Source organism: Acinetobacter sichuanensis, assembly GCF_003024515.2.
Taxonomy (GTDB): Bacteria; Pseudomonadota; Gammaproteobacteria; order Pseudomonadales; family Moraxellaceae; genus Acinetobacter; species Acinetobacter sichuanensis.
Genome location: NZ_PYIX02000023.1, coordinates 1 through 23,976, shown reverse-complemented (window position 1 = coordinate 23,976; position 23,976 = coordinate 1). Strand labels below are relative to the sequence as shown.

Sequence of the window (23,976 nt, the reverse complement as noted above, 5' to 3'; positions counted from 1 at the left end):
AGAGGGGGGATGTGACTATAAACCTTGATTGATCAGTGATATTGAAACGATTGTTGTCGCAATAATGTTCATTCCGCAAGAAATATAAGAATTTCCAATAAAAATGTATTATATTCTCAATAGTTAAAAAAAATTTAGTATGACTGTAAACGGCATGAGTATTGCCTAGATACTGCATGCAAGTTGATCAAAATTTAGGAACCCTGTTAGCGTTATGACAAACAACAACTTTTCTCAAGTCGCAGCCTTCATTTGGTCAGTCGCTGATCTTTTACGTGGGGATTTTAAACAATCTCAGTACGGGCGTGTCATTTTACCATTTACCTTGTTGCGTCGTTTGGAATGTGTTTTTGCACCACAAAAGGCACAGGTATTGGCAGCCAATGAAAAAATTAAACAAATGCCGTTGCCTGAAGAAGCCAAAGAGAAAATGTTGCTTAAAGCAACTCAAGGTTTATCATTTTTTAATACATCAGAACTTGACTTAGGCAGTTTAGGTCAAAAAGATATTCGTGCGAATTTAATCAATTATATTCAAAACTTTTCTTTAGATGCTCGTGAAATCTTTGAACATTTTAAGTTTGAAGAGTTTTTGGGTTTACTTGATGATGCTAACTTGCTGTACAAAGTGGTGCAGTATTATTCCGACCCTAAAATTGATTTAAGCCCTTCAAATATTTCAAACCATGAAATGGGTTTGGTGTTTGAAGAATTGATTCGTCGTTTTGCTGAAGGGTCAAACGAAACAGCAGGGGAACATTTTACCCCACGTGATATTGTGCGTTTAACGACGGGCTTAGTGTTCGGTAAAGATGATGATGCTTTAACGAAAGAAGGTATTATCCGCACGGTATATGACCCAACAGCGGGGACAGGTGGGTTTTTATCTTCAGGGACAGAATATGTACGTGAGCATAATCCCGATGCTTCTATTGTAGTTTATGGTCAGGAGTTAAACCCTGAGTCATACGCCATCTGTAAAGCTGACATGCTGATCAAAGGGCAGACGGTTGCCAATATTAAACTGGGTAACACCTTGTCTAGTGACCAATTGGCTTATGACAAATTTGATTACATGTTATCTAATCCGCCATTTGGGGTAGATTGGAAGAAGATCGAACAAGATATTAAAGACGAACATGATCAAAAAGGCTTCGAAGGTCGTTTTGGTGCAGGTTTACCCCGTGTTTCAGATGGTTCATTACTGTTCCTTATGCATCTCATTAGCAAAATGCGTCAGCCTGATACCGAGCATCAACAAGGCAGCCGTATCGGGATCATCCTCAACGGATCACCATTATTTACAGGCAGTGCAGGCAGTGGTGAAAGTGAAATCCGCCGTTATATTTTAGAAGCTGACTTATTAGAAGCGATTATCGCGCTACCGACTGATATGTTCTATAACACGGGGATTGCGACTTATGTTTGGGTGCTGAGCAATAAAAAAGAAACCGAGCGCAAAGGCAAAGTACAACTGATTGATGGTACAAATCTGTATAGCAAAATGCGTAAGTCTTTAGGCTCAAAACGTAATGAAATGAGCGAAGACGATATTGCCCTCATTACGCGTACCTATGGCAATTTTGACGTTATGGATGCCCGAGAGCTGGATAAACCTGCCGATGTAAAATCGAACCGTGGTCGTCAAGCTGCCAGTCCTAAAACTGAAACAGCGAAAACATTCTCAAGTAAAATTTTTAACAGTTATGAGTTTGGCTACCGCCGTGTGACCATTGAGCGTCCATTACGTTTATCGGCTCAGGTGAATGGTGAGCGTATAGCAAGTTTACGTTTTGCACCAAAGCCATTTAATGCCGTCATGCAAAAGTTGTATGACGATTATGGCAATACATGGACAGCGGACAATTATGGTCAGTTGGCTGAGTATGAAGCCGAAATTCGTGCGCTGATTAAAGCTGAATTTAGCGAGTTAAAAGAAAAAGATATTAAAACTGTACTTGAGCCAAAACTATGGTTAGAGCAATGCAATTTACTCGATAAAGCCCAAGCCCTACAAGGTAAGATTGGCACAGCGCAGTTTGATGACTTTAATACTTTTGATGATGTCCTCAAGCAAGCCTTAAAAGATGCCAACATTAAGCTTGAAACCAAAGAGAAAAAGCAATTTATTGATGCCATTACATGGAAAAATGCAGATGCTGAACCTGTGGTGAATAAGGTTGTTAAAGGCACAGAACATCCGTTGTATGGTCAGTTTAGTTATAAAGGCAAAGTGGTTGAGTTTGTGCAAGATGGTGATTTACGTGATGCGGAAAACATTGCTTTAAATCCAAATGTGAGCACCACTGATTTAATTGAGTCTTACTTTAAGCGTGAAGTGCAACCGCATGTGCCTGATGCGTGGATCAATGCCGATAAGCGTGATACGCAAGATGCTGAAATTGGCATTGTGGGTTATGAGATTCCGTTTAACCGTCATTTTTATGTGTATGAACCGCCACGTGATTTAAGCGAGATTGATGCGGATTTGGATGCGGTGAGCCGTGAAATTATGGCACTTCTACAAGAGGTGCATTCTTAATGGCGAAGTATCAGAAATATGCTGAGTATAAAGATTCAGGTGTTGAATGGTTAGGGGAGATTCCTAGTCATTGGCGAGTAAGTAAGGTTAAGTATTTAGCACCATTTCAAGTTGGATGGACACCACCAACTAAAAATGATGCTAATTTTATTGGAGAAAATCTTTGGGTAAATATCTCTGATCTAAAAGCGAAAACTATTACGAGTACATCGAAACAGATTTCTGATAAAGCGGCGCTGGAGGCTTCTATGGATATAACTCCTAAAGGCTCTTTAATGTATAGCTTTAAACTATCTGTTGGCGCAGTATCTTTTGCTGGTTGTGATATGTATACCAATGAAGCAATAGCATCATTCTTGGATACAAGTAAGCTACCCTTATCTTTTTTATATTATGTTCTTCCAAAGTTTGTTATCGAGAATGCATCTACTAATATCTATGGTGCAAAAATTCTTAACCAAGAATTAATTAGAAATGCAAATTTAATAGAACTACCCTTTGAAGAAGCTGAAAATATCGCTAATTTCCTCGACCATGAAACCGCAAAAATTGACAGCCTAATTGCCAAACAAGAAAAGCTGATTGAACTGCTTAAAGAAAAGCGTCAAGCAGTGATTAGCCATGCCGTGACTAAAGGTTTAAATCCTGATGTAAAAATGAAAGATTCAGGGGTGGAATGGTTAGGACAAGTGCCTGAGCATTGGAGAGTTTCAAGATTTAAGTTTGTATGCTCAAGCATTATTGCAGGACCATTTGGTTCTAGTATCACAAAGGATATGTATGTACCTAAAGGGTATAAAGTTTATGGTCAAGAACAAGTAATTCCAAATGACTTTGAAATTGGCGATTACTACATTTCTGAAAAAAACTACATAGAACTGAGCCGTTATGCAGTATATCCAAGAGATATTTTAATTAGCTGTGTGGGTACGTTCGGCAAAATTGCTGTCTTTCCTGAAAATGCAGAAAAAGGGATTATTAATCCTCGACTAATAAAAGCAACAGTATCTAATAAATTTAATCCCTATTTCTTTCGAGAATATCTCAAAAGTGATGCTGTGTTTAAACAGTTCGAGCAACTGTCTAGAGGTGGAACTATGGGGGTGATTAATATTGGTATTTTGAATGAAATTATTGCTGTAATTCCTCCAATAAAAGAACAGGATGATATTTATAATTTCATTCAGCAACAGAAATATAAATTCAATAGTCTAATTAAAAAAGCTGAATCCGCCATTCAACTGATGCAAGAACGTCGTACAACGCTTATTTCTTATGCGGTGACAGGCAAGATTGACGTTCGCAATTGGCAAAACCCAAACCATAACAATAATGAGGTGAATACGGAGCTTGGCGCATGACTCAGCAACAACTCAGCACAGTTGAAAGTACCGTACTCAGCCAAGACATCATTGCCCTTGTTCATAGCGCAAAACAACGTGCAGCAGTGTCGGTCAATGCAGAACTCACCCTGTTATATTGGACGGTCGGGCAACGTATCCAACAAGAAATTTTAAAAGGTGAACGAGCAGAGTACGGACTACAGGTCATCGCCAACTTGGCAAAAACCCTGACTCAACAACTCGGCAAAGGTTGGAGTAAACGAAACCTTGCCCAAATGATTAAATTTGCACAACTATTTCCCGATCTTAACATTGTGCAGGCAGTGACTGCACAATTAAGCTGGACGCATTTTGTGCAACTTCTCAGTATAGACGATGCCATCAAACGAGAATTTTACCTTGCAATGGCAGTACAAGAGCGCTGGTCTACACGTACCTTGGACGAACGTATAGGCTCAATGCTGTTTGAACGCACGGCGATTTCAAAAAAACCTGAGCAAACCATTTTGCAGGAATTGGCACAACTACAAAATAAGGGTGTCGTTCATCAACAACTTTTACTCAAAGACCCTTATATTTTAGATTTTCTTGACCTGAATGACCGCTATTTAGAAAAAGATTTAGAAGATGCGATTTTACGAGATATCGAACAATTTTTATTAGAACTCGGTTCAGGCTTTAGTTTTATTGCTCGGCAAAAACGCATTCAAATCGATGAAGATGATTTCTATATTGATTTGCTTTTTTACAATCGCAAACTGAAACGACTGGTTGCCATTGACTTAAAAACTGAAAAATTCAGACATTCACATAAAAGCCAAATGGAACTGTATTTACGCTGGCTTGCCAAATACGAACAAGAAGAAGGTGAAAATCCACCGCTTGGTATTATTTTCTGTACCTCTAAAAAATACGAACAAATTGAATTACTCGACCTTGAAAGTTCAGGTATTCATGTCGCCGAATATATGACGGTTTTACCACCTAAAGAAATACTCGAGCAACGCTTACATTTAGCAATGGAACACGCGAAACAACGCTTATTGGCACAAAGGGAGTCAGAATAATGGATGCAACTTTAGAAACAGCATTCCAACAAGACATCATTGCGCAAATGCAGTCGCACGGTTGGCAACTTGGCTCAGGTGCAGGCTATAACCGTGAAAAAGCCCTCTATACCCAAGACCTATTGGACTTTGTACAAAATACTCAACACAAAGAATGGCAAAAGTTTAAAGGTATTTTCCCCAATGACACCGAACGCCATTTTTTAGACACCGTCGAAGCACAACTAAAAAAAGCCGATATTAATGCCACCGATGCCCAATCTCGTAGTTATGGCACATTGGGCGTGTTGCGTCATGGCATTCGTACTCGTGGTTGTCGTTTTTCATTTTGTCAGTTTAAACCCGAACATGGCTTAAACCCTGAACTGAACGAACGCTATACGCAAAACATCTGTCGTGTTGTACCAGAACTCGTCTATAGCCCATACGCCAACAAAGCCGAACTCGAAGCTACAGGCAAACAAGCCAAAAAATGGCGGATTGACCTTGTGCTGTTTATCAATGGCTTTCCTGTGGCAACCATGGAGCTAAAGTCTGAGTTTAAGCAAGCGGTGCAAAATGCCATGGCACAGTACCGCAAAACGCGTTTGCCGAAAGACCCTGAAACCAATAAGCCTGAACCTTTGCTGATGTTTAAACGTGGCGCATTGGTACACTTTGCCGTAAGTCAGTATGACGTCTATATGGCAACGCATTTACAAGGCGATAGCACCTACTTTTTGCCCTTTAACAAAGGCACAAAGGAGCAAGGCGCAGGCAATGATGTACCTGACAATATTCATGAATATGCCACAGGCTATTTATGGAATGAGGTGTTAACACCTGATTGCTTGCTGAATATCATCGGTAGCTTTATTCATCTGCAAATTGTAGAAAAAGAAAAATTAGAAGGCATTAAATATAAGGAAGAGAGCCTGATTTTCCCACGTTATCACCAATGGAAAGTGGTGACCCAATTGGTTGAGGATTCTTTAAAAGAAGGTACAGGACAAAAATACCTGATTCAGCACAGTGCGGGTTCGGGTAAATCTAACTCGATTGCATGGACGGCACATCAGCTTTCTAGCTTATACGATGCCAACAATAAAAAGCAGTTTGACTCCATCATTGTGGTCACAGACCGCACCATTTTAGATGCACAGCTTCAAGATACTATTCACCAGTTTGAACATGCCGATGGCGTGGTAGGACGTATTAACAATAAAGAAGGTGATGGTTCAAAATCTGAAAAATTGGCGAAAGCCTTGGAAATGGCACAGCCGATTATTATTGTGACCATTCAAACCTTCCCCTTTGTCCTCCGTGCGATTGAAAACAGCACAAGCCTGAAAGAACGTAAATATGCCGTGATTGCCGATGAAGCACACTCATCACAAAGCGGTTCGACTGCACGTCAATTGAAAGAAACTTTAATGCTCGAAGCACGTGAGGATGATGACAGCCTATCGACAGAAGATCTGCTTGATGTAGTCATGGCATCACGTAAAGGCAGTGATAATTTAAGTTTTTATGCTTTTACCGCAACCCCAAAGGATAAAACTTTACAGCTCTTTGGTCGTGTGCCTGATCCAAGTATGCCACCATCTAAGACCAATAAACCTGAAGCCTACCATGTCTATTCGATGCGCCAAGCGATTGAGGAAGGCTTTATTTTGGATGTGCTAAAAAACTATACCAATTATAAAGTTATCTATAAGCTCAAGCAGAAGATTGAAGAAAAAGACGATACGGTTGATGCTAAAAAAGCCAAGATCAAACTGAATCAATGGGTACGCTTGCATGATTACAACATTTCGCAAAAGGTCGCGGTGATCATTGAGCATTTTAAAAAAAATGTCATGGGTTTACTCAATAACCAAGCCAAAGCCATGGTGGTGACCAGTTCACGCAAAGAAGCTGTGCGCTATAAACAAGCCTTTGATAAATACATTGCTGAGCATAAATATAAAAACATTCAGGCAATGGTGGCATTCTCAGGTGAAGTTGAATTTAATGAAAATGATTCGGATAGTCGTCATTTAATTGGGCAAAAGTTTACTGAAAGTAATATGAACCCGAACTTGAAAGGTCGTGAGATGCGTAAAGCATTTGATAGCGATGACTTTCAGGTAATGATTGTGGCAAACAAGTTCCAAACAGGCTTTGACCAACCTAAACTCTGTGCCATGTATGTGGATAAAAAACTTGGTGGGGTAGAATGTGTACAAACCCTATCTCGTTTAAACCGAACTTATCCAAGCAAAGCCCAAACAGGCACATTTGTATTGGACTTCTTTAATGAACCACAAGACATTTTAGATGCCTTCCAACCCTATTACCAAACCGCAGAATTGGCAGATGTATCCAACCCTGACCAAGTATATGACCTGTTTGATAAACTGAAATTGGTTGGGATTTTTTTATGGACAGAGGTGGAGCAATTTAGCGTTGCTTTTTATGCCAAAAATAAATCACCTGCAGCAGTGGCAAATATTTGTAAGCCTGCATTGCAACGTTGGGAGCAACGCTATAAACAAGCAGTGAATGATTATGATGTCACCAAAAATCGTTTAGAAATTACCAAACGAACCAATGAGCCAGTACTGATCGCCAATGCAGAAAATGAATTTGCAGATGCTAAAAAAGCCCGAGATGCCTTAGAAATCTTTAAAAAGGATTTGGGTAGTTTTAGTCGTTTCTATGAGTTTATGTCACAGATTGTGGACTATGACGATAAAGATCTTGAGAAGCTTAGCCTATATGCACGTACCTTACGTCCGATGCTGCGTGAACAAATTGCTGATGAGGATGTCATTGACTTGAGTAATGTAGAAATGAGTCATTACCGCTTGTCTAAGTTACGTCAGCAGGATATACAACTCAAAGCCAATAGCACCGAACATAAACTTGAACCTGCCAATGATGTAGGGACAGCAAAACCTAAAGATAAGAAAGAGGATTTTTTGTCTGTAATACTCAATCGAGTGAATGAGATCTTTGTAACTGACAAACTTAGTGATCAGGATATGATTAATTATGTTCATACAGTTGCTGATAAAATGTCTGAAAATACCCGAATGATGACACAGATTCACAATAACCCACGTGAACAAGCGATGTTAGGCGAGTTTGACTCTGCACTTGATGATGCTGTCTTAGATAGCAATGCGGCACATATAGAGCAGATGACACAACTTATGAGTGATCCTGTCAAAATGAAGCAGTTTGCGTATGTAATTTATGATGTGTTGGTAAATAAAAAATCAGATTTATCAGGTGGAGTATAAAACCTTGCTGTCTATGGCATAGGTATCTACACATTATGCTGTGGATACCCCAGTGCTATTTCAGCATAGCCATTAAAGGTTATTAAGTTGTTTTAGCAAAGCTAAAATTCGTTGAGTAAGTCATCAATGGATACTTTTTATTTTACATAAAAAATATCCTTATTCAAAAAATAGGCAATTTTCTACTTTTAAAATCGTTTAATTTTTGGGAGTATTGCCCCTCACCCTATTCAAATTTGTATATACAATAATGTATCACATCAGGTTCTAATTAATCTTGTCTTTGAAGAAAGCACCTTCTTCGCCATTTATTGCTGAAAAAATAGCGCTAAATTGTCTAACACTGATAAACTTTGTGATCATCAATAAATCTGCTTTTAAAGCACTTTTTTGATTAACTGTAACGCTCATATTAAACACCTTTTATTTAGTGCTTAAATTTTCTCAACAACTTATTGGCATAGCAATGACAGAACATAGGCAAAATTATTACGCTGCGTTTTCAAGTATTGGACTGAATGTATTGTGATTATTAAAAATCACGGTTGAACCGATTGGATCTGAAATAACCACAGTTCCATCTTCACGCTGCATAAAATTTCCAGTATGAAGATCGGCAAATGAATCGGGGTTTTGGTTAATAAATTCCGCCAATAGAACAAACGCATCAGCCATTTCGGGTTTATCGCTAACAAGATCATCGCTTGATAGATCAACCAAGCACATCACAAACCTTTCAGCTTGGTTGTCAATAAACGAGTACGCATTTAGCTCTCTAAAACGTTTACAGAGACGATTTACAACGCGTCTATTCTCGCCCTTGGTATCGAGTTTCTGAAGTCTCTCAACCTCATACAAGAAGATTGGCACAGTAGTTGAAATTGGATTTGATACAAGGCTCGGTGAGATATTTTTTGACGTAACAAACTCGCCAACAATCCCGTAGTCCTTCACCACTTTCACTAGAGAATCACTTTGCGTTGCTGACTCTCCAAGTAAAAATTTATAACTCATATCATCAATTGAAAGTTTAAGAACGGTATTCGGGTTATCGCTTTCAAATACTCCTGAAAACTGACCGCTTGCAATTAATTTTTTACCCTTTAATGCTGGGTGCTTTTTTCTGATATTAAGAACCGCTTTATCACTTAAAACAAAAATCTTAGCCATAACTTACTCGTAAATTCAAACATATTTCAATTATGATTATTAGATCAAATATAACTTAGATTTTAAATCTCCAATGCAACATAGCCATACTTTTGCCCAGACAAAGAAAAAGGCGATTAGATTAACTCCAATCGCCTTTCCCCTCTTTTAACCATACCGTACAAGTCATTACCTCATTTTTCAATGAGCCGAAACGAACAACAAGCACGTGAGAATCTAAAAGGTAACATTTAGACTATGTGTTTACTTTATCTTTTTCCAATTGCTCTGTCAAACTCTGCTCATAGGCAATTATTTGTTCTAGGAACAACTGAAAATCCTTTTCATGTTTATCTCTCCAGTCTATCGCTAACAAAAAGAACGGAAGGGCAAACATAACAAAGAGCCAAGTTGACGGAATGAAGAGGCAAACAATGCACGGCAGACCAACACAATACATAATCATTGTCCATGCTCTTTTTTTTGATTTCGATATTGCAATGCAATGGTGAAGAGTGTCAATGTCCAACTGTGTATTATCCGCATTCATTCCGTATCTATCTCTCTAAACTAATTTAAATACACCCCGATACACACACTTGAAGAAACACTGCATCATAACCTCAACGTCGTAGTCGGCTGCGTGTGCTGCTGCTTGGTCATAACTTACATCAAGAGCGAAACACAATTCACTAAGTTTAGGCGATTTGCCATTGAATGTAGCCCATCTGCCATTCTCCATCGTACAGAAAGCACCCTTGCTCGGTATCGGTTGGTTAATTCTTGCTAGTTCCATAGAAATAAAAGGTAAGTCAAACGCCATGTTATGTGCAATTAACATGTCCGCCGTCATCATCTTTTCATAAACAATGGGAACGACTTGCTCCCATGTTGGCTATCGAGATCATAAGTGAGAAGGGCAAACTGAAGCACCAGCCAAAGTTACAGGACTTATCGAAGACTTTGTTCAACAAGTAATAGCTTAATTGTTTTGGACAAAAAGTCAGAAGTACTGGCATCTATGGGTTTAACCATTTCTGATGCGGTACGCTTAATGCTCACCAAAGTAGATGCTGTCCTACAAAATGTTTTAGAATTATTGCAAGCTGATAAAGCATTACCTGAAAAGTACCGAGATTATGCCTTAGTGAGTCATTGGGTAGGGCATAGTGATTGCCATATCAAACCTGATCTTGTTCTGATTTAGTAGAAATGTCCTAGATGAAAATGAGTTGATTAATTATTCTATTCGGCTCATATATTAAGCCGAATAAATGCTATGGTTATCCTCAAAAATAAGATACTGCATCAAAGTGACTGTTTTTATTAAAAATTGTAGAAGTTAACTGAAAATTATTTATTTTTCTGGAATATGCTTTAAAAGAATATGGAGTATTAGCAATAAAAATCAGCTAGACGTTTTTTAGGATAAATGCATTATTCTTAGACTAATTAGTATAAATATTGAGTAGTATTCTAAATTCTATGTTGGTTGAAATTATCAGTTAATCGCTTGAATTAAACATTTGGAAGTTATCAAATCGTTTTATCTCATCATTGAATGATGCATGATAGATCAAAAACATTTTTTTTTAACAACCAATTGATTAATCATTTTTTGATTTATAAAATAGACTGATCAAATGTATTAATTTGTTGAATAAGTTGATCTAAAGCTGCTTGAGTATGCTCATTTAATTCAAATGAACAATTAATCCGAATATGATGTGGTGTCTGATCAGTTCGATAAAATAATGAACCTGATGCGACACCAACCTTATATTCTAACATTTCATGATAAATCAAATCGCTGTTGATGTGTTCAGGTAAAGTTATCCATAAAAAATAACCTGATGGATAATAATGAACTTTACATGTTTGAGGTAATCTTTCGGTGAGATATTGATAATACTGATTTTTTAAATGCTTGAGCGTATTCCGTAAAGTTTTTAAATGCTTTTCATAATAACGGTGCGACAGATAATCCATCAAAGCATTTTGAATAAAAGAATTCACTGATAGCGTGCTCATTAATTGCAAATGTTGAATGCTTTCCGAAAACTTTCCTGTATGTACCCAACCAATACGAAATCCAGCGCCTAAGATTTTCGAAAATGAAGAACAATGTAAAACTAAATTATGTTGATCAAAATACTTCATTGATAAGGGTTTTTTATGGTCAAAATAAAGCTCTTCATAAACATCATCTTCAACCAGATAAATCTGATGTTCCTGTAATAATTTTGCCAACTGTAATTTAATCTCATCACTGACGGTAAAACCAATCGGATTGTGGCTGTTCAACATGAGTAAACAGACTTTAATCGGATAATTTGATACAGCATTTTTAAAAGCCTCCAAATCCAAACCATGTTCAGGATGCTCAGGTATAGTGATGACTTTTAAACCAAAATGCTCAGCTGCTTGCCATGCGCCATAGAAAATCGTTTCTTGTAAAAGAATATAGTCATCAGGTTTGGTCAAGGTCTGTAAAGCTAGGTTAAGTGCATCTAAACCACCAGAAGTGATAACAATATCGGATGGATCAGTTGGAATATCTTGCATACAATAACGCTGTGCGATGAGTTTGCGCAATTCTAAATTACCTGGTGGTAAACTTGGCATTTGCTCATAGCTTAAACGGTGTTTGGCGCGTTGTGCTAAGGTCTGCATGAGTTTAGGTGAATACAATAATTGGCTGTCAGGAAAGGCGCTACCAAAAGGCACAATATTTTTGGACTGAATCGATTTTAAATAACGGAAAACTGTTGAGTTAATTTCTATTTTTTCATTCAGAATCACTGTTTTAGCAATTTTTAAGCTATTTGGATCTTCGGCAATAAAATAGCCCAATTTTTCTTTAGAATAAATGAGCCCTTGTGCTTCTAATTCTTGATAAGCATTCATGACGGTAATCAAGCTAAATCCAGAAGCTTGTGCCTGTTGGCGTAGAGAGGGTAACTTTTCATTCGGTTTCCATCTACCACTTTCGATAAGATGCTTCAAACTGAGAGTAAGCTGTTCTGATTTATACATAGGAAATGATTCACATAATTCAAAAAGAAAATATGGACAGCACATACTATCCATATTTGAATTTTTTGTTATGACTCGGAGTAAAGCTTAGATTTTGACTTTAAACATTTAATCCAAATCGCTTTAATTTATGGATAAGCAAAATATAACAAGACTTTAAATACACCAGCAATGAGTGCTAATCCCAGAAAGCCGATCAACCATAAGCACACAAACCATTGTATAGAAGTCATTTTGTTGAAAATTTTAGGCATTTAAAATTCTCCATAACATTTTTTGATTAAATCTAGTGATGATTCAAAATACGTTAAAAAAACTACTAAGAACTTAGTGATAACCTTCATCACCAATACGCACTTTGTCACGAAATACCCAATAGGATAAGAAGGTATAAGCGATAATAATTGGAATTAAAATCACAGCACCGACTAAGGTAAATTTCAAACTCGACTCAGGTGCAGCCGCTTGCCAAATACTTATAGATGGTGGAATGATGTTGGGCCACAAGCTAATCACAAAACCAGTGAAAGCTAAAAACACCAATACCAATGTATAGACAAAAGGTTTAACATCATTTTTGTCTTTACATGCTTTTAGAATTAGACCGACACAAATCAAAACTAAAATAGGCACAGGGCTGAAGTAGAATACATTCGGCACTGAAAACCAGCGATTGGCAATTTCAGGATGAGTCAATGGTGTATATAAACTCACACCTACAAAAATCAGCAGCAGTACAATCAGTAGTCTAGGCATAAACTGATACATATATGCTTGCAATTTAGCCTCTGTTTTCCAGATTAACCAACCACAACCTAAAGTGGCATACATAGCAACGACACCAATACCAGAAAAGACTGAAAATGGCGTTAGCCAATCCCATGCACCACCACTATAAATACCATTCGTGGTTTCAATCCCTTGGATATAAGCACCTAAAATTACTCCTTGGAAGAAGCTCGATAAAATTGAGCCCCAAATAAAGGCTTGATCCCATAAAAACTTGGTTCGTTTTGATTTAAAACGAAACTCAAATGCCACCCCACGAAAAATAAGAGCGACAACCATAAACGAGATGGGTAAATATAGAGCAGACAATACAGTGGCATAAACCAAAGGAAAAGCTGCAAATAAACCTGCACCACCTAAAACCATCCATGTTTCATTACCATCCCAGACAGGTGCAATAGTATTCATCATCACATCACGTTCTTGATGGTCTTGAATGAATGGGAACAGAATTCCGATACCTAAATCAAAACCATCCATAACCACATAGATCAATACACCTAAACCAATGATACCAACCCATACTAAAGCTAGATCAATCATGGTGATTCTCCTTATTATGATTAGTATCAAACTTTTGCTGTTTGGCTTCATTATCAAATGCATCATCAACTGCACTGAGTGGACGTAGTGGTGTTTTGAAATGTCCAGGACCACCAGTTTCAGGTGTAAAACTGTCTATAAAAATAGGTCCTGTCTTGATGAGCTTGAGTATGTAATAAATACCGCTGCCAAAAACAACTGTATACACCAGAACAAAAATAATTAGACTTAAACCAACTTGATCGGCTGTTACACCATGCGATAAACCATCTTGCGTACGTAGCACACCATAAACCACCCACGGCTGACGTCCGACTTCAGTAGTGACCCAACCTGCAAGCAGAGCGATATAACCTGTTGGTCCCATTATGATGGCAAACTTATGAAACCATGATGTTTCATATAATTGTTTGGTTTTACGCAACCACAATGCAGTAAATGACAGTAAAACCATTAACATACCCAGACCGACCATAACGCGAAAACTCCAAAACACGATAGGTACATTAGGACGATCTTCTTTGGAAAACTCTTTTAACCCTGTCACTTGACCTTCCAAAGAGTGGGTTAAAATCAGGCTTCCCAAATTTGGAATACCAATTTCAGCGACATTTCGTTCATTTTCCATATCAGGTAATGCAAACAAAAGCAAAGGCATACCATGATCACGATTGGTTTCCCAATGACCTTCTATCGCAGCCAATTTAGTCGGCTGATGTTCTAAAGTATTTAAACCATGATTATCACCTATTAGCACTTGCAGACATGAGGTCACAAGAACCATCCAAAGCCCCATAGAGAGTGATTTTTTCACCAACTCATCGCGGCGACCTTTGAACAAATGCCATGCCGCAGTCCCGACAACCAAAAGTGAAGACACCAAAAAAGCAGCCGTTGCCATATGGGCAAAGCGATAAGGAAAAGATGGATTAAAAACAATAGCCCACCAGTCCATTGGGACAATGATGCCATTTTCAATCGCAAAGCCTTGAGGGGTTTGCATCCAACTGTTGGACGACAAAATCCAAAACATCGAAATACAGGTGCCAATTGCCACCATTAAGGTTGCAAAAAAGTGCGCTTTGGGACTAACTCGTCCCCAACCAAACAGCATAATGCCAAGAAAACCTGCTTCAAGAAAAAAGGCACTCAGCACTTCATAAGTCAATAATGGACCAGTAACTGAACCAGCGACACGGGAAAATTCACTCCAGTTCGTACCAAACTGGTATGCCATGACAACCCCTGATACGACTCCCATACCAAAAGCAACAGCAAAAATTTTAATCCAGTACTTAAATAAATCTTTATAAACCGAATCTTGTGTTTTCAGCCATTTCCATTCTAATAACGCAAGGAAACACGCTAAACCAATAGATGTCGCAGGAAAAATAATATGAAAGGATACTGTAAAAGCAAATTGTATCCTTGCTAACTCTAAAGCGGTTACGAGACTCATACTATTGCTCCCCGATGATTCAATAATTTGATGGAGAAATCTGCCGAAAGACAGTGAAAAAGACTAAAAAAAAGAATAGATCGCCCCATAGAAACTACCTATTGAAAAGAATAGATTTCATTTTGCAGAAGTTGCTTTTGAATAAGTAGGTACAAAAAAATGGGGAATAAAATATAACAGAGGACATTTATAGGACTTTCTTGTTATATTTTTTCTCGGATTTTTATAGTTACATCTGGAATATTAATTTAGTGAAAATGTACGTAACAAAAGGATTTAAAGACCTGAATTGGTACTGTGTTTGTGACTAAAAAATTAAATATCATTTCAACATTGATTGAGAAACATGGCTTTTCAGAAAAGTTGGGCAGGGTGAAAAACCGACTACCATGATCAAAGAATCACGACTATAGCCATCAATAACATTGTAGACACAATAATTTTAGACAGCATTACCGCTCCACAAGATATAAAAAATATGATGAGACTTAAAGATAAATGATTATTCACGACATGGTTGATAAGCATTAATCTCTAAATGGTAAGTCAGCATAATCATCGATATTACATATAAATTTCTTATGGATACTAGAAATGGAGACACACATGAATAGTGTATTGAATTTAAATGAAACCAAATTAGATCAAATGGGTAACACTAAGCTATTTGAAAACGATAAAGTCATTATTTGGGATTTTGTATTAAAGCCGGGTGAAGCCTCAGCAATGCACACCCATATGAAAGACTATATGTGGTTTGCTATTGAAGGAGCTCCTTTGCAAATCTTTGATCAAGAAGGTCGTGATTGCGGTGTGTTTGATGTACCTACAAATGGTGTATTTTCTTTAAAGGTTACAGATGGAGTCGTAGAAGTACTTTCTGAAATTGGTAAAGGTGAAAAATTTCCAGCAACTCATAAAGCTGTAAATGTAGGACAATCCAATTATCGAGAAGTTTTGGTTGAATATAAGTAGAAAGGAGAGCCTTTTTTACATCAATACATAATTGTTTGAGTGATAAAAAAGGCTTTTAGAATGAATCTTTACGAAATAATTTTTTCGTAATCGTATGCCTCTATCGTCAATGGAGAATAGGATGTCTGAGCCAATTAGAGTTTTACATGGAAGTTTTGGTCGAGTTGCTCTATTGCGATTAGATCATTCTATGACAAGCCACGCCCATCGTGATGCTCATTTTGTGTTTAAGGTCGGAGGACCAGATATTTTATTTGGTGTCGGTCAAAAGGAATATCTGGTTTCTGACAAAACAGTGTTGTTTATCAATGCTTGGGAACCTCATTTCTATAATCATAAGCCAACTTTTGAAGATACAATTTTATTAGCATTTTATTTTAAACCAAATTGGTTGGGGCAAATTGATTCTCGCTTTATTCAAAATGCTTACCCTGATTTTTTAACCTTCCAATTCACAGAATTTCGAAAAAGATCGAACATTTAAGAGATGAAGTACTTAACTGGTTAGAGAAAGGTTTATTACCTACATCATATCAGATGAATAAGCTTATTTCTGATTTGTATATTGAAGGATTAGAAATCAGTGTTCCTGACCTTAAAAAAGTCTCTATTAGCAAATATAGTGAATTACGTTATGACCCTAGAATTAGAAAGGTCATAAATCAAATATTAAACAATAATTTAAACACATTAAATTGGGCAAAAGTTGCTGATTCTGTTGGACTTTCTCGTGCACATTTTTTCAGATTGTTTTCGAACTCAACAGGTGTTTCACCGACAACATTTACCAATACTTTAAAAATGGAGCAAGGGCTTATGCTTCTATCTGATCTGAATTTACCGATTCAGAATATTGCTGAGGCAGTAGGGTTTGTTCCGATGAATAATTTCACGCGTTTTTTTTCGGCACATCAAGGTGTAACTCCAAGTAAGTATCGGAAAGTGATGGATATCGTGAAGTAAAAATTCCTGAAATAACATATTGAAGTAACGATCTAAAAAAGGTTGTAGGCTTCGTTCGCTCAAAATTTCACATCGTGCAGAAGGAAAACCGTATGCAAATTAATGGAGCTATGCTAATTGGTGCTGGCAGTGTTATCGGAAATGATCAACCAATATATGCAAAAAATCCACGTACAAATGAAACCTTAGAACCTGTTGTCATGGGTGGGACATTTGAGCATGTAGATCAAGCAGCGCGTCTTGCCAGTCAAGCTTTTGATACGTTTAGAAATACGGCTCCCGAGCAACGGGCTCAATTTTTGGAAGCCTGTGCTGATGAAATTATGGCCTTAGGTGATACTTTGCTGGATCGTGCAAGTAAGGAAACAGGCCTTCCGATTGCACGTTTAACTGGTGAGCGTGGGCGTACTGTCAATCAGTTAAAACTTTTTGCATCAGTATTGCGGGCAGGAAATTATCTGGATGTACGTATTGATCCCGCTTTACCGAATAGAACACCTATGCCGCGTAGCGACTTGCGCTTTCAAATGATCGCGTTGGGACCAGTTGCTGTTTTTGGTGCAAGTAATTTTCCTCTCGCATTTTCAGTTGCGGGTGGGGATACTGCATCGGCTTTGGCTGCAGGGTGCCCAGTGATTGTTAAAGCACATTCAGCACATTTAGGTACTTCTGAGTTAGTGGGTCAAGCAATACAAAATGCTGTCAAAAAATGTAATTTACCTGAAGGCGTATTTTCATTAATTTTTGGCTCAGGGGCGAATGTAGGCGTTGAACTAGTTAAACATCCACTGATTAAAGCGGTAGGTTTTACAGGTTCTCGTAATGGTGGCTTGGCCTTAATGGATATTGCAAACAAGCGTCCTGAACCTATTCCAGTTTATGCAGAAATGAGTTCCATTAATCCAGTATTTATATTGCCACATGCCTTAAGTACAAGAGCTGAGCAAATCGGTAAAGATTTTGCGGCATCTTTAACAGGAAGTGCTGGTCAGTTGTGTACAAATCCGGGGCTGGTCATCGTTCAGGAAAGTGAATCTTTAGATCTTTTGCTGAATTCTATTGCTGGGGCAATGTCTCAGGTTGCAGCACAAACCATGTTGACCGAGGGAATTTATCAAGCCTATGCAAATGGCATTGATAAACTTGAAGCCCATGCATTAGTTGAAAAGGTGAGTGAAGGCTTAAATAGTCAAGAACCAAATGCTTGCCAGGCAAAACTGTTTAAAACCACAGCCGAGCAGTTCCTGTCCGATCATACGTTGAGTGATGAGGTGTTTGGTTCGAGTTCATTGGTGGTTGTATGTAAAAACCAACAAGATTTTTCTCGTGTTGCTGAATATCTTGAAGGTCAGTTGACAGCGACTTTATTGATGAATTAAGAAGATCTCGACCAAGCGAAAGCTTTGTTGCCAATTTTGGAACGAAAAGCCGGACGAATTTTATGTAATGGTTTCCCGACTGGAGTCGAGGTTTGTCATGCCATGGTGCATGGAGGGCCATTTCCGGCAACGTCTGATGCACGTACCACGTCGGTTGGCACGGCTGCAATCAACCGATTCTTGCGTCCAGTGTGTTATCAGGATTTTCCAGAAGATTTATTGCCAACAAGTTTAAAAAGTGAAAACCCTTTAAAACTTGTACGTCTGATTGATGGGCAGAAAGTCTTATCTTAATTTTCAAGTTTTCGCAGCAAGAGTAAATACAGAAGTTGTTATTCAGGTTTTTGTATTTACTCATTTATTCAACTCTTATGTTCAAGGAACCTCTAAATGAAAAAGAGCATATCTATTATATTGGCAACATGTTTACTCGGAATTCAGGGGTATTCACATGCAGCAGAAACCAAGCAAAGCACCTCTGGCCAGCAAAATGAAGGCAAAAGTATGGTTGTGCGAGGGCTAGACCATATTGCAATTACAGTTCCCGATATTGATGCGGCCACTAAATTTTTAAAGGAAGCATTTGGTGCAAAGATTGCTTATGATTTAGTAGATCCCAAGACTGATAAACCGTTAAAGGGTACGGAAATCGAGAAAATTCTGGGTCTAAAATCTGGGACTCAGTTAGTCCACATGCGAATGATGTCTCTAGGACAAAGTACTAGCATTGAGTTATTTGAGTATCGTGCAAAGACCCAACATAAAGCAGCGATTTCTTCTGATATCGGGTTACAACATTTTGCTGTCTATGTGGATGATATTCAAGAAGCTGCACGCAGATTTAAAGCAGCCGGTGGCGTCTTATATTCTGACATTAATCCAATTTTTGGTGAAATTGAAGGCGGTGAAAAGAACCGCTTTGTTTATGGCAAAACCCCATGGGGAACGACGGTTGAGTTGGTCACTTATTCCAGCGGTATTAACTACCCTAGTTATAGCGAAGCAAATCGCTATACCCCGCCAAAACCTTAAAAATAGCGATTATTAGATCAGTTTCCAAAGCGATAATTTTGGTTAAATCGCTTTGGAATCATACTTCTTGTTGATAAAGCATGGTAAAGGAATACTTAAGGTTTGTTGACGTTTTTTTATGATATGGATGTTTATATTTTTAAACCGAGTTAAGTTCCAATCAAACTCAGTTTATTTTTAATAATAAGTAGCCCAATTTAAGCTGCGGTATTTTTATATATTATTGATTATTAAAATATTTAAAAATCCATTTAAAAAAATCATCAGACCCTAAGCCACGTTAAGGGACTGTAATTATGAAAAGCCACACATCTTGTTTATATTCATGTATATCACTTGTAGCATGTGCTATCTATGCACAACATGCACTTGCTGCATCTTCAACAGAACCATGGATGCTTGGTGATTGGGATGGTGAACGTAGTGCTTTAGTCGAGCAAGGTTATGACTTTACATTTGATTATACCGGTGAGATGGCGAATATTTTAGACTCTAAAAAGACCACAAAAAACGGCACGGAGTTTTCAGGACAGCTAGGTTTAGGTGCTCATCTCGATTTAAATAAAATTTTGGGATGGCAAGATACCGATGCGCAAATCACGATAACTTATCGTGATGGCAAAAATTTAACCAATACGGCTCCGGCACTTGAGGGTCAGATCAGTTCTGTGCAAGAGGTTTGGGGTAGAGAGCAAACCTGGCGTTTAACAAATTTTTGGATTAGAAAAAAAATTCATGATCAGGCTTTAGATATCAAAATAGGCCGTTTTGGTGAAGCAGAGGATTTTAATAGTTTTGCTTGCGATTTCCAAAATCTTGCATTATGTGGCTCGCAAATGGGAAATTGGGCTGGTGACCAGTGGTTCAATTGGCCAGTTAGTCAATGGGCAGCACGAGTTAAGTATAATTTCACACCTGATTTTTATACTCAAATAGGCGTATTTGAATATAATCCGGAAAATTTAGAACGCGGAAAAGGTTTTAACTTAAGTACAGATGAATCGAAAGGTGCATTAATTCCAGTTGAAATGGTATGGACACCAAGCATTGGTGCTCAACACTTATCTGGTGAATACCGTATAGGATATTATTTTAGTACAGCGGATGCGAATGAGTTGGATGGTCATGGTCAAGCTTTAGAGACGACAGACCATAAAAAAGGCGGATGGATATCAGGAAAACAGAAGTTGATTTCGCACCGATTTGATTCTGAACGCGGTCTGACTGCCTCGGCTAGCGCAGTTTTTTTTGACAGTAAAACCAATGTGATCAGTAACATGCAAAATCTTGCTTTCAGTTACCTAGGAGCATGGAGTACACGTCCAAAAGATGAAATTGCCATCGGTTTTGCACGAATCCATAAGAATGCTGAAGGTTTTAGTAATGAATACAATTCAGAGTTATATTATGGAATTCATCTCACGGATTGGTTCACTCTTCGTCCTAATGTGCAATACATAAAAAATGTAGGTGCTGTATCCAATGGAAATAACACCTGGGTCGCTGGTATTAAATTTAATACAACTTTTTAATTTCATTTATTGAATCTTTTTAGGGAATATCTTTCCACCTTCAAGTAACTATGTATATCCATACTTGTTTGGAGGTGATCGATTATAGATATAATTTTTTTTATATTTAATATAATTCTTATTATTTTATTAATATCTTTCTTCAAACTAAACTTCAAACATCAAAAGAATGTGAGTTTAGTCATGCCGATTATTATCTATATTTTTACCATTACCGCCTTTGCACTAGGCTTGGCTGAATTTGTTCCGATAGGGATTACTGATGTCATGGCCAGCGGTTTGGGTGTAAGTGTAGAACAAACAGGATCGATTGTTGCAGCCTATGCCCTAGGGGCAACATTTGCAGCACCTGTGCTTACCGCTTTAACCAATGGTTGGTCTCGTAAAAAAGCCATGCTAGTTACAACCATAATTTTTACCCTAGGAAGCCTAGTGACCGCTTTTGCAACTAGTTTAACCCTTATGATTGTTGCTCGTTTTGTTGCAGGTCTAGGACATGGCTTATTTTTAGCAGTAGCTTCTAGCACAGCCGCTAAACTTGCAGGTCCTGAAAGAGCTGGGAGTGCAGTTGCGATAGTCTTTGGTGGGTTTACGATTGCGATGGCAATTGGTGTCCCGTTAAGCACCTATTTGGGTGGTGTGATTGATTGGCGTTTGGTGCTTGGTTTCATTGCATTATTCGGTGCAGTAGGCTTTGTTGGCTTATTGGTTGGAATGAAAGATCCGCTGCATGCAGATCAAAAAACAACATTTAATGCTAAGCAAGAGATTTTAACGATCTTTAATCCAAAATTAATTTCAGGTGCATTGGTCACGGTGTTTGCTTATGCGGGTTCATTTGCTGCTTATACCTATATCGCCTCAATGTTGATTGAAGTAACAAAAGTTAGCCCATCTTCGGTACCGATGTATACACTTCTATATGGTGTATTCGCAGCTATTGGTAATGTCTTGGGTGGTAAAGTAACAGATTCTTTGGGTGCTAATAAAGCAAACGTGGTAATTATCTCAGGTATTATCTTAACAGCATTTGGAATGTGGTTATTTATCGGTTCCCCAATCTTGATGGCTGTAATGGTTTCATTACTTGGCTTATTTACTTTTGGTGCTGTACCAGCTTTGCAAGCTCGTTTAATTCAGGTTGCACACAAGTATGCTCCAAATTCACATGGTGTTGCAGCAGGTCTAAATATTGCAGGCTTTAACTCTGCGATCGCATTAGGCTCGATTCTTGGTGGCATGACGATTAGTCATATTGGTTTAAGTTTTACGGGGATTACAGGGGCAGTATTATCAGTAATCGGTTTACTGATCTTAGTGATCCAGATTCAGAAATCGGTTTCACGAAACGTTTAAAAAATTTGTCATTTATACAGAAAAGAACACTTAGCATTTCTTTTCTGTATTTAATGGATTCAATCACTTAAAATAAGTTGATGGGAATAAATAAATGATCAAATTGATGAGCCACCTGATCCATTTAAGAACTTTTTTGGAAGTGTATAGATCTAAATCTTTTTCAAAAGCTGCTGAAAATCTGGCGATTACTCAGCCAGCTGCATCTTTACATATCCAATCTTTAGAAAGCTTTATAGGCATTAAGCTTTTTATTCGACAGTCTCGTGGTGTTGAGCCTACAACCGCAGCGGATGAATTAGCTCGATCTATAGCTCCAAATATTGATGCTTTAGAGTTTAAATTATCATCGTTTAAACTTGGGAATATTCAAGGTGGGACAATTCACTTAGTTGCACCTGCTGATTTTTTATACTACTGTTTAACAAAACCTTTAGCCTCTTTAATGACGCAGGGATTTAATATTCGATGCCAAACGGGCAATCGTCAAAAAATATATGATCTATTAAAAGAACAATCGATTGATTTGGCAATAACAGCGTCAAAGCCAGATGAACAACAGTATAATTTTCTACCTTTAGTGACTGAAAAATTATATTTAGTTCATGCACCTAGTCTAAGTATAAAAATTGGAAAAAAGCCAAATAAAGAGGTACTCTCGCAAATTCCATTGATTGCATATGATGAGGATTTACCTTTGGTACGCTCCGTTTGGTCTACTTTATTTGAGTCACCAATTCATACTGTTGCATCATGTATTGTTCCTGATTTAAGAGCGATTAAAGAGTTAGTTATTGCAGGTCATGGCTGGTCTGTTCTTCCAGACTATCATTGTGAGCATGAACTAAAAGAAGGAGCTTTGATAGCTTTAAATAATAGGAATGAGGCTCCTACGAATCAACTTTATTTGGTTTGGTCCAAAGGTTTACAAAAAACAAATATAAACTTTGTTAGAGATTATTTAACAAATTTTTTTCATTCGAACAAATAACAGATAATAAAAAACTGATAGTTATCATTCTAATGATATATGCGAAATAACAGGAGACATTCACTTGGAAGATTCTAGGCAGACGACTTGTAAAATTCCTCAGTTATTGGTTTCGTTTCTTAAAATCTAAGCATGTCTGAGTTCTTCATTGATTATAAAATAGCTCAATGTATTTTATAATATCTGCCTTTGCTTCTTCCCTAATTTTGACCTCAATATAATATTAGCCATATAGCTAACATGATCTATTATTTTCTATATAGCTAATAAATTTGATGTTATTTAGAAAAAAATCTATAAAATAAAAGTTATGTAAGTTGTTGAATTTTATTTTAAAGAAGAAGGATATGAGGTTATTATAAGCGTATTAGAGTTAACTGATATTTACTTAAATAGGACTTACGCACTATGATTTTTGCAACTTTTGTGGCAGAAGATGATTTTTATCTAAAATAAAACCATCAATAAAACTTTTAATGATGGGTCGAAATAAACTCTTCTGCCATTGATATATATTCATAAAAACATCATTCCATTGGGTCTTTTGAATCTGA

18 protein-coding genes and 4 pseudogenes are annotated in these 23,976 nt (G+C 37.6%); 13 read left to right on the top strand and 9 right to left on the bottom strand.

Features of this window, described 5'->3' with window-relative positions:
- The first annotated feature begins 214 nt into the window (after positions 1–214).
- The 4 genes from C9E89_RS13440 to C9E89_RS13425 are packed head-to-tail and all read left to right on the top strand — an operon-like array spanning position 215 to position 8,218.
- Entirely contained in the window at positions 215–2,542 is a 2,328-nt protein-coding gene (locus C9E89_RS13440) for a type I restriction-modification system subunit M (RefSeq protein ID WP_107008854.1), read from the top strand.
- Entirely contained in the window at positions 2,542–3,903 is a 1,362-nt protein-coding gene (locus C9E89_RS13435) for a restriction endonuclease subunit S (RefSeq protein WP_107008853.1), read from the top strand. Before C9E89_RS13440 ends, C9E89_RS13435 begins: the two co-directional genes overlap by 1 nt.
- Complete coding sequence (locus C9E89_RS13430) at positions 3,900–4,952, top strand: PDDEXK nuclease domain-containing protein (RefSeq protein WP_107008852.1); 1,053 nt, start codon at positions 3,900–3,902, stop codon at positions 4,950–4,952. The genes C9E89_RS13435 and C9E89_RS13430 overlap by 4 nt, the downstream gene beginning before the upstream one ends.
- The gene (locus C9E89_RS13425; RefSeq protein WP_107008851.1) at positions 4,952–8,218 is read left to right on the top strand and encodes a type I restriction endonuclease subunit R; all 3,267 of its coding nucleotides are present in this window, start codon (positions 4,952–4,954) and stop codon (positions 8,216–8,218) included. The genes C9E89_RS13430 and C9E89_RS13425 overlap by 1 nt, the downstream gene beginning before the upstream one ends.
- Before the next feature lie 267 nt (positions 8,219–8,485).
- On the opposite strand, the gene C9E89_RS23310 is transcribed toward C9E89_RS13425, so the two are convergent.
- The 3 genes and pseudogenes from C9E89_RS23310 to C9E89_RS13410 all read right to left on the bottom strand — a co-directional run.
- A complete protein-coding gene (locus tag C9E89_RS23310) occupies positions 8,486–8,629 on the bottom strand; it encodes a hypothetical protein (protein WP_171405132.1) in 144 nt (47 codons plus the stop codon).
- Positions 8,630–8,707: 78 nt separating this feature from the next.
- Positions 8,708–9,388 carry a hypothetical protein gene (locus tag C9E89_RS13420; protein ID WP_107008850.1) on the bottom strand — a complete coding sequence of 227 codons (681 nt, stop codon included), beginning with the start codon at positions 9,386–9,388 and terminating at the stop codon, positions 8,708–8,710.
- A gap of 544 nt (positions 9,389–9,932) precedes the next feature.
- Positions 9,933–10,241 (bottom strand): annotated as a pseudogene (locus C9E89_RS13410) (3'-5' exonuclease); the annotation flags it as partial.
- 117 nt (positions 10,242–10,358) lie between these two features.
- On the opposite strand from C9E89_RS13410, the gene C9E89_RS13405 reads away from it, so the two are divergent.
- Entirely contained in the window at positions 10,359–10,574 is a 216-nt protein-coding gene (locus C9E89_RS13405) for a type II toxin-antitoxin system mRNA interferase toxin, RelE/StbE family (protein ID WP_228199038.1), read from the top strand.
- Between the two features lie 416 nt (positions 10,575–10,990).
- Here C9E89_RS13405 and C9E89_RS13400 read toward each other — a convergent pair whose 3' ends face one another.
- The 4 genes from C9E89_RS13400 to C9E89_RS13385 form a co-directional block, all read right to left on the bottom strand.
- The gene (locus C9E89_RS13400; protein WP_107008893.1) at positions 10,991–12,403 is read right to left on the bottom strand and encodes an aminotransferase-like domain-containing protein; all 1,413 of its coding nucleotides are present in this window, start codon (positions 12,401–12,403) and stop codon (positions 10,991–10,993) included.
- Between the two features lie 128 nt (positions 12,404–12,531).
- Positions 12,532–12,657 (bottom strand): DUF2474 domain-containing protein, encoded by a 126-nt coding sequence (locus tag C9E89_RS13395; protein WP_107008846.1) that lies wholly within the window; start codon positions 12,655–12,657, stop codon positions 12,532–12,534.
- A 73-nt stretch (positions 12,658–12,730) separates the two neighbouring features.
- A complete protein-coding gene (cydB, locus tag C9E89_RS13390; RefSeq protein ID WP_107008845.1) occupies positions 12,731–13,735 on the bottom strand; it encodes a cytochrome d ubiquinol oxidase subunit II in 1,005 nt (334 codons plus the stop codon).
- A complete protein-coding gene (locus tag C9E89_RS13385) occupies positions 13,728–15,194 on the bottom strand; it encodes a cytochrome ubiquinol oxidase subunit I (RefSeq protein ID WP_107008844.1) in 1,467 nt (488 codons plus the stop codon). Before C9E89_RS13385 ends, cydB begins: the two co-directional genes overlap by 8 nt.
- Before the next feature lie 606 nt (positions 15,195–15,800).
- Here C9E89_RS13385 and C9E89_RS13380 point away from each other — a divergent pair.
- The 8 genes and pseudogenes from C9E89_RS13380 to C9E89_RS13345 all read left to right on the top strand — a co-directional run bounded on the left by C9E89_RS13380 (position 15,801) and on the right by C9E89_RS13345 (position 23,422).
- Positions 15,801–16,169 carry a cupin domain-containing protein gene (locus C9E89_RS13380; protein ID WP_107008843.1) on the top strand — a complete coding sequence of 123 codons (369 nt, stop codon included), beginning with the start codon at positions 15,801–15,803 and terminating at the stop codon, positions 16,167–16,169.
- A gap of 121 nt (positions 16,170–16,290) precedes the next feature.
- Complete coding sequence (locus tag C9E89_RS13375) at positions 16,291–16,653, top strand: hypothetical protein (protein WP_107008842.1); 363 nt, start codon at positions 16,291–16,293, stop codon at positions 16,651–16,653.
- Positions 16,654–16,706: 53 nt separating this feature from the next.
- Complete coding sequence (locus C9E89_RS13370) at positions 16,707–17,132, top strand: helix-turn-helix domain-containing protein (RefSeq protein ID WP_107008841.1); 426 nt, start codon at positions 16,707–16,709, stop codon at positions 17,130–17,132.
- A gap of 92 nt (positions 17,133–17,224) precedes the next feature.
- Positions 17,225–18,805: pseudogene (locus tag C9E89_RS13365) on the top strand (aldehyde dehydrogenase (NADP(+))).
- A 96-nt stretch (positions 18,806–18,901) separates the two neighbouring features.
- Positions 18,902–19,543 carry a VOC family protein gene (locus tag C9E89_RS13360; protein WP_213069642.1) on the top strand — a complete coding sequence of 214 codons (642 nt, stop codon included), beginning with the start codon at positions 18,902–18,904 and terminating at the stop codon, positions 19,541–19,543.
- A 296-nt stretch (positions 19,544–19,839) separates the two neighbouring features.
- A complete protein-coding gene (locus C9E89_RS13355; protein WP_107008840.1) occupies positions 19,840–21,075 on the top strand; it encodes a carbohydrate porin in 1,236 nt (411 codons plus the stop codon).
- Positions 21,076–21,258: 183 nt separating this feature from the next.
- Entirely contained in the window at positions 21,259–22,431 is a 1,173-nt protein-coding gene (locus C9E89_RS13350) for an MFS transporter (RefSeq protein ID WP_107008839.1), read from the top strand.
- Positions 22,432–22,525: 94 nt separating this feature from the next.
- Positions 22,526–23,422: a LysR family transcriptional regulator gene (locus C9E89_RS13345; RefSeq protein ID WP_107008838.1), complete on the top strand. Its 897-nt coding sequence runs from the start codon at positions 22,526–22,528 to the stop codon at positions 23,420–23,422.
- Positions 23,423–23,496: 74 nt separating this feature from the next.
- On the opposite strand, the pseudogene C9E89_RS23820 reads toward C9E89_RS13345, so the two are convergent.
- A pseudogene (locus C9E89_RS23820) lies at positions 23,497–23,627 on the bottom strand (IS3 family transposase); the annotation flags it as partial.
- 201 nt (positions 23,628–23,828) lie between these two features.
- Positions 23,829–23,976 (bottom strand): annotated as a pseudogene (locus tag C9E89_RS23815) (IS701 family transposase); the annotation flags it as partial.